7 protein-coding genes and 3 pseudogenes are annotated in these 5,909 nt (G+C 34.4%); all 10 read right to left on the bottom strand.

Annotated features, from left to right (window positions below; translation table 11 throughout):
- Positions 1-585, bottom strand: a pseudogene (locus U881_RS12745) (variable large family protein); the annotation flags it as partial.
- 56 nt (positions 586-641) lie between these two features.
- A complete protein-coding gene (locus U881_RS13255; RefSeq protein WP_024653195.1) occupies positions 642-848 on the bottom strand; it encodes a hypothetical protein in 207 nt (68 codons plus the stop codon).
- 216 nt (positions 849-1,064) lie between these two features.
- Positions 1,065-2,120 carry a variable large family protein gene (locus U881_RS0103240; RefSeq protein WP_024653196.1) on the bottom strand — a complete coding sequence of 352 codons (1,056 nt, stop codon included), beginning with the start codon at positions 2,118-2,120 and terminating at the stop codon, positions 1,065-1,067.
- A gap of 179 nt (positions 2,121-2,299) precedes the next feature.
- Positions 2,300-2,536 carry a hypothetical protein gene (locus tag U881_RS0103245; protein ID WP_024653197.1) on the bottom strand — a complete coding sequence of 79 codons (237 nt, stop codon included), beginning with the start codon at positions 2,534-2,536 and terminating at the stop codon, positions 2,300-2,302.
- Positions 2,537-2,748: 212 nt separating this feature from the next.
- Positions 2,749-2,850: pseudogene (locus U881_RS12270) on the bottom strand (variable large family protein); the annotation flags it as partial.
- Between the two features lie 209 nt (positions 2,851-3,059).
- On the bottom strand, positions 3,060-4,109 hold the full coding sequence (locus tag U881_RS0103250) for a variable large family protein (protein ID WP_024653198.1): 1,050 nt from the start codon (positions 4,107-4,109) through the stop codon (positions 3,060-3,062).
- 110 nt (positions 4,110-4,219) lie between these two features.
- A complete protein-coding gene (locus U881_RS0103255; protein WP_024653199.1) occupies positions 4,220-4,453 on the bottom strand; it encodes a hypothetical protein in 234 nt (77 codons plus the stop codon).
- 3 nt (positions 4,454-4,456) lie between these two features.
- Complete coding sequence (locus tag U881_RS0103260; protein WP_024653200.1) at positions 4,457-4,675, bottom strand: hypothetical protein; 219 nt, start codon at positions 4,673-4,675, stop codon at positions 4,457-4,459.
- 279 nt (positions 4,676-4,954) lie between these two features.
- A complete protein-coding gene (locus U881_RS13530; protein WP_268744152.1) occupies positions 4,955-5,080 on the bottom strand; it encodes a hypothetical protein in 126 nt (41 codons plus the stop codon).
- A gap of 113 nt (positions 5,081-5,193) precedes the next feature.
- Positions 5,194-5,909: pseudogene (locus U881_RS11885) on the bottom strand (variable large family protein); the annotation flags it as partial.

The raw sequence follows: 5,909 nt of genomic DNA on the forward strand, positions 1-5,909 counted from the left end.
TTTAGTACCAGAGTCCTTCTTAGCAACCGCAATCTCTGCTGCATTAGTTACTGTATTAATATCTTTACTAATGCCAGCATCTCCTGACTTTGATATAGCTTGCAAAATGTCAGCACCACTTACTGCTCCTATTGATGCACTTGCTGCAGCAACTTATTGTTCTGTCATATCATTCTGTGTAGCAAGCAAATTACCAACTGATTTCTTCTCTGTATCACCAGTTTCAGTAGCATCTGCTTTACCTTCTTTCAACACCGCATCAACTATTTCTCTAATTCCTTGAATAAGTACATTTACGCTTGCAGAATCTGCAGATATAGCCCGTCTTCATTTTGCTTAGCATTTCCTATTGCATCACCACCACTAGCACCCCCCAGCCGCTATTTTTGCTCCCTCTTCAATCTTTTCTATAGTTGCGATAAATTCGTTAATCTTTTCTTTTAACTTTGGATAATTGCCATTCTGTTCTAAAATCTCGTTTAATTTTGCTTTCGTTGTTTTCATAGTAGTTTCAATTTTAGTAAAATACTGTCCTATCTCCGATTTTTTTGTATCCACTTTTATCCCCAATGTTTCTGTAACCATATCCCCAAATGCCACAAATACTTCCAAAAATCCTTTCCCTAAATTCGCAATAGAACTCAAAAACTCATTCTTTGCTTTCCCTCTGCCAATAACCCACTATTACACCCCATAACCATAACTAAACTGAATATAATAAATTGTTTAACTATTCTCATCTTCCCTCTGCCTCCTCTAATTTCATTATTATCCCTAATCTCTCTTTTTCCCTCCTTTCTATCTCTTCTAAAGATTTTCCCTTCTCTTCCTTCTTTCTTTTCCAACATTACTTTAATAGCAAAACACTAATAAATGAATGATATACAAATTAAAAAAGTAACTTACTAAATAAACAAATGATAAATGAATGCTTAATAACAATATAAAAGAAATATATAAACTTCTTAAATTAACAAGAAAACATTTCCCTGTATGCCTAATTAAGAACAAAAGAAATGTTTCCTTTAAATAACTTTTTATCTTACTATTTCTTTGACAATTATTTATTGTTGTTCACTAGCTGCAACTTCTGATGCCTTATCCTCTTGTTTAACTGTAACTAATACTGAATTTATCTCCTGTAAACCACTATCAACAGTATTCCTAATAGCAATTATTAAAGTACTTAGTATCTTGTTCACTGCACTTGCAGCTGCTCCATTAGCTCCTTCTGCTTCTGTCTTATTTGCACTATTATCCTTTACAATAAACTTACCATCTTTTGCCATTGCTCTTAACGCTATAGCAGCCGCAATAATTGCATCTTTCTTTGCTGAATCTCCAAGTTGATCATCATTGTCAGTACTAGTACCCTTAGCTAAAGCTAGAGCAGCAGCGTCCGTAGCATCTTTAACCTTACCATCTTTCGTAGCATCTGCATTAGCCACAGCAATAGCTTTTAATATATCTGCTCCACTTACTGCTCCTATACTTGCACTTGCGGCTGCCACATGTTTATCTTCAGCACCGCCAGCATCCTCATTCTTACCTCCAAACAATTTACCAATACTCTTTTTATCAGCATCAACAGGCTTAGTTTTATCTGCTTGTCCATTTCCTTCTGTAATAACCAAATCAACTATCCCTTTAATTCCTTTAACAAGTACATTTACACTTGTAGCATCAACACTACTACCAGCATTAGCCTTTACAACTTGGCCAATTAATGCTCCATCAGTAGCACCACTAGCAGCAAGCTTAGCTCCTTCCTCTATCTTCTCTAATGTCCCAATAATAAATTGCTCAACTACTTCTTTCACTTTTGGATAGTTTCCATTCTTTGCCACCACAGTGTTTAATTTATTTTTCACTGAAATCATAGTCTTCTCAATATCACTAAAATACTTCCCTATCTCACTCTTCTTTGTATCCGCTTTTATCCCCAATGTCCCACTCACCATATCCCCAAAAGTCACAAAAACATCCAAAAATCCTTTCCCTAAATTCGCAATAGAACTTAAAAACTCATTCTCCTTTTCTAGCTCAGCTACTCCATTATTACATCCCATAACTCCCAAAATCATCATAATAATCAAACTTCTCTTGATAATCTCCTTCATCTTCCTGCTACCCCCTCTCTTATCGTCATTAGCTCTTATTTCTCTAATATCTCTCATCATAATTTTCCCTCCTTAACAACTCTTTAATTCCCCCCAAGCTTTAAATCCTGAATAATTTAAAGCTTCCCTTCTCTTCCTTATCTAAAATCTTCTCACTAAGCTCTTCTCACTAAGCTCTCCTAACTTCTAAAAAAAGTTACTCGGTCTACATCCTTATCTCTTCTATTCTTTTTAACTTCCCTTTCCTTCCTTCTCTTATCTTCCCTTTCTTCTCTTTTTATAAGTTCCCTTCTCTCTTTTATTGAGTCTCTTTTATCTTTTTTATTGAGTCTCTTCTTCTCTTTTCTATCAACTTTACTCCAACAGAAAAAACGAAAGAAAAATGAATAAATAAAAAATGAATGAAATGCACACATGATAAATGAATTCTTAATAAAAAAATAAAGGAAATATACAAATAATTATCTGTAAAAATCAGTAAAATAAAAGTTATTTAAGGAAAACACTTCTCTTATTCTTTATGAAGTCATACAAGGAAAATATTTTCTTATTAAATTAAGTAATTTAATATATATCCACTAATTACTGCTTCTGCTTCCTTATCTTCTTGCTTCACTGCATCTAGTATTTAATTTAGCTTTCTTAAACCACTATCAACAGTATTTCTTATTGCTATTATTAAAGTACCTAATATCTTGTTTACTGCACTTACTGATACACCATTGATTGCTCAGTATTGTTATTTCCAATAAATGCATGCCTAAAATATATTGGAATAACTTACCTAATGCATTTCCAAAACACCAAATACATACAACCAACAAGATAGCTAATAATAAACTTTGAATTAAATCAAAATAAAAGGAAAATAACTCTTCTAAATAAATAGAAAAGTATTCTCCTTAAATGACTTTATTATTTGACTCACTTATTTTCTTATTATTTATTTATAGAAGTACTATCTCCAGTAATGACAGGAGTATCTTCAAGATTAATTTTCATTGCTCCTTTTACTGTTTTAAGTCCTGAATCAATAGTATTTCTTATAGCAATAGTTAAAGTATCTAATGCCTTAGTAACTGCGCTTATTGCTGCGCCCTCCACTGCTTTCTTTGCCTCAGCACTAGCAGCATCACTAGGACCAGAAAACTTACCACTTTTAGCCATTGCTCTTAACGCTATACCTCCTGCTATAGTTGCATCTTTTTTATTAGCTTCAACAGCAGCAACACCAGCATTATTAGCAGCTAATTTAATAGCCTCACCATTATCCTTAATCATAGACTGCAATATGTCAGCACCAGTTACCGCTCCAACTGCTTTTGATGCATCAGCTGCTGCCTTCTTTGCATTTTCAGCATTACCAGCATTAGCAGAAGCAAATAACTTTCCTGCTTCACCATCAGCAGCATTGCCACCGGTTCTTGCAGTATTACCATCACTAGCCTTCTTATTATCCCCAGCCTCAGGATTACCTTTATCTTTAAGCGTTACATCAACAATACTCTTAATTCCCTTTACTAGATTATTAATCTCAATCCCAACAGAACCAGCATTCTGAACAGCAACATTAGCAACTGGATCATTCGCATCACCAATAGCTTCACTAGCAGTCTTTGCTCCTTCAATTATCTTATTAAGTGTCTCACTAACTAATGTTTTTACTGCACTCTCTACTCCCGTCGCATTCGAATTCCCTTCTTTCTTCATATCAGCAACAATCTTCTCAAGCTTATCCTTTGTCTCTTGCACAGTATCCTGAACTTTCTTAAAATATTTCCCCACATCGGATTTCTTACTCTCCAAATTTAATCCCAACACACTCCCAACAATATCGCCAAAAGAAGTAAAAACACCAATAAAATCATTCCCCAAACTAACTAAAGACTGTAAAAACTCATTCTTCTTTTCTAGCTCCGCTACTCCATAAACACTGGCTGCAGTGAAGCAAGGAGATAAGACAGCAGAAGCATCAACTAGTTGATACATTTTTCTAATAATAAAATCAGGAGCACTGAAGACTTTATATAAGTGAGTAAAAATTTATTTATATAATACGTCACATGAACAATATAATAATAACCATTTGACTTTACCCGTTATGAGTATTTCAAAGCAAACTCAGTAAAAATCTTTGCATGATCAGCACTAGCCCTTGCAAATCCCAATGCATTAAGTTTATCCTTAAATAATGCCATCACAATATCCCTATTCTTGTTAACCTTATCAATTGCTTGATGTAAATTTATCTTCACATTTTGTTCAATACCATTTCCAGCAAAACTTCTTGCTCTTTCAAAATCAGACTTAGCATTAAAAATATCCCATTCCATACTCTAAAGCTTTGACAATGATGTATTTAACTCATTAAATACTATAACTTCTTTCAATATATCAACATCAGTTACTGCTTCTACTGCCATTGCTGCCTTCTTTGCATTTGAAGCTGCTACAATAACACCATTATTACCAACAATTACCAAATAATTTTCCTGCCTCACCAACAGTAGAGCACCCCTTGAATTATTACCTACCATCTTCAGCTTTTTTATCATCCCCAGCTTCAGCATTACCCTTATTTTTAAGAACTACATCTACTATATCTTTATTCCCTTTATCAAGTCCTTAGTATCACCTTCGACACCTCCAGTATTAGCATTAGCATATTACACCCAATTAGTTCAGCACCTTCAGTACCAATAGCATCACTAACAGCCTTAGCACCTGCAATTATTTTACTAAGTATATGCTCAATTAGTGTTTTTATGCAGTTTCTACTTCCGTAACATTAGGCTTACCTTCACTTTTCATGTCAGCAAATAATTTCCTCAAGCTTATCCTCTATCCCTTGCATAGTCTCCTGCACTTGTCTTAAAATATTTCCCAATTCCACCAAAAACTGTAAAATTTATTTTATTCTTTGACTTCTCTTCTTCTAACAACTCATTATTACATCCCATAACCACCAACCGTAAATTTATATAAAACCAAAAAGGCCCCCTTAATAAGAAGGTCTTTTATTGCTATGACTTTATTATTGTGTATTAACTTAATTTACTGATCTTTTTTAAGATTATTTTTCATCAGAACTAGATACAGTCTTTTCACTTTTGGTATCAAATTTCATCGCTTCTTTCACCACTTGAAGTCCATCATCCACTGTTTTTCTTATTGCTATAGTTAATGTATTGAGTGACTTATTAACTGCACTAATTGCTGTATTTTTAACTTCAGTAGCAATATCATTGGCAGCATTACCATTGGAAAATTTACCATCTTTAGCCATGGCTCTTAGCGCTATTCCTCCTGCTATAATTGCATCTTTGGGAGTAACAGCATTTCCAGTGGTTTCCTTAGCTAATTTAACAGAATCACTACCATCTTTAATCATAGCTTGTAAGATGTCAGCCCCAGTTATTGCCTCAACTGCTTTTGATGCATCAGCTGCAACTTTCTTAGCATTGTCATCAGTACCAGCAGCATTATTTCCATTGGCAAATAATTTTCCTGATTCACCAGAACCAGCATTACCATTACTCCTTTGACCATCTCCAGCAATCTTTGCCTTATTGGCATCACCAGCATCAGCTTTTCCTTGATCTTTAAGTACCTACTTCTACAATTGCCTTAATTCCTTTAACTAATTCATTAACATTAATGCCTGCAACACCACCCGCATCATTAGCAGCAACATTTCCAATAAGACCATCTGCATCACCAATAGCCTCACTAGCAGTCTTTGCTCCCCCAATTATCTTGTCAAGCGTCTCACTAACAAATTTATTAACC

Origin of the sequence: Borrelia persica No12 (assembly GCF_000500045.1) — a bacterium.
Taxonomy (GTDB): domain Bacteria; phylum Spirochaetota; class Spirochaetia; order Borreliales; family Borreliaceae; genus Borrelia; species Borrelia persica.

Bases quoted from the DNA above. Each gene is read 5' to 3' on its own strand.
- U881_RS13255 (WP_024653195.1), bottom strand. From the start codon at position 848: ATGTTGGAAAAGAAAGAAGGAAGAGAAGGGAAAATCTTTAGAAGAGAT.
- U881_RS0103240 (WP_024653196.1), bottom strand. From the start codon at position 2,120: ATGAAGGAGATTATCAAGAGAAGTTTGATTATTATGATGATTTTGGGA.
- U881_RS0103245 (WP_024653197.1), bottom strand. From the start codon at position 2,536: ATGTGTGCATTTCATTCATTTTTTATTTATTCATTTTTCTTTCGTTTT.
- U881_RS0103250 (WP_024653198.1), bottom strand. From the start codon at position 4,109: ATGTATCAACTAGTTGATGCTTCTGCTGTCTTATCTCCTTGCTTCACT.
- U881_RS0103255 (WP_024653199.1), bottom strand. From the start codon at position 4,453: ATGGAATGGGATATTTTTAATGCTAAGTCTGATTTTGAAAGAGCAAGA.
- U881_RS0103260 (WP_024653200.1), bottom strand. From the start codon at position 4,675: ATGATAAAAAAGCTGAAGATGGTAGGTAATAATTCAAGGGGTGCTCTA.
- U881_RS13530 (WP_268744152.1), bottom strand. From the start codon at position 5,080: ATGGGATGTAATAATGAGTTGTTAGAAGAAGAGAAGTCAAAGAATAAA.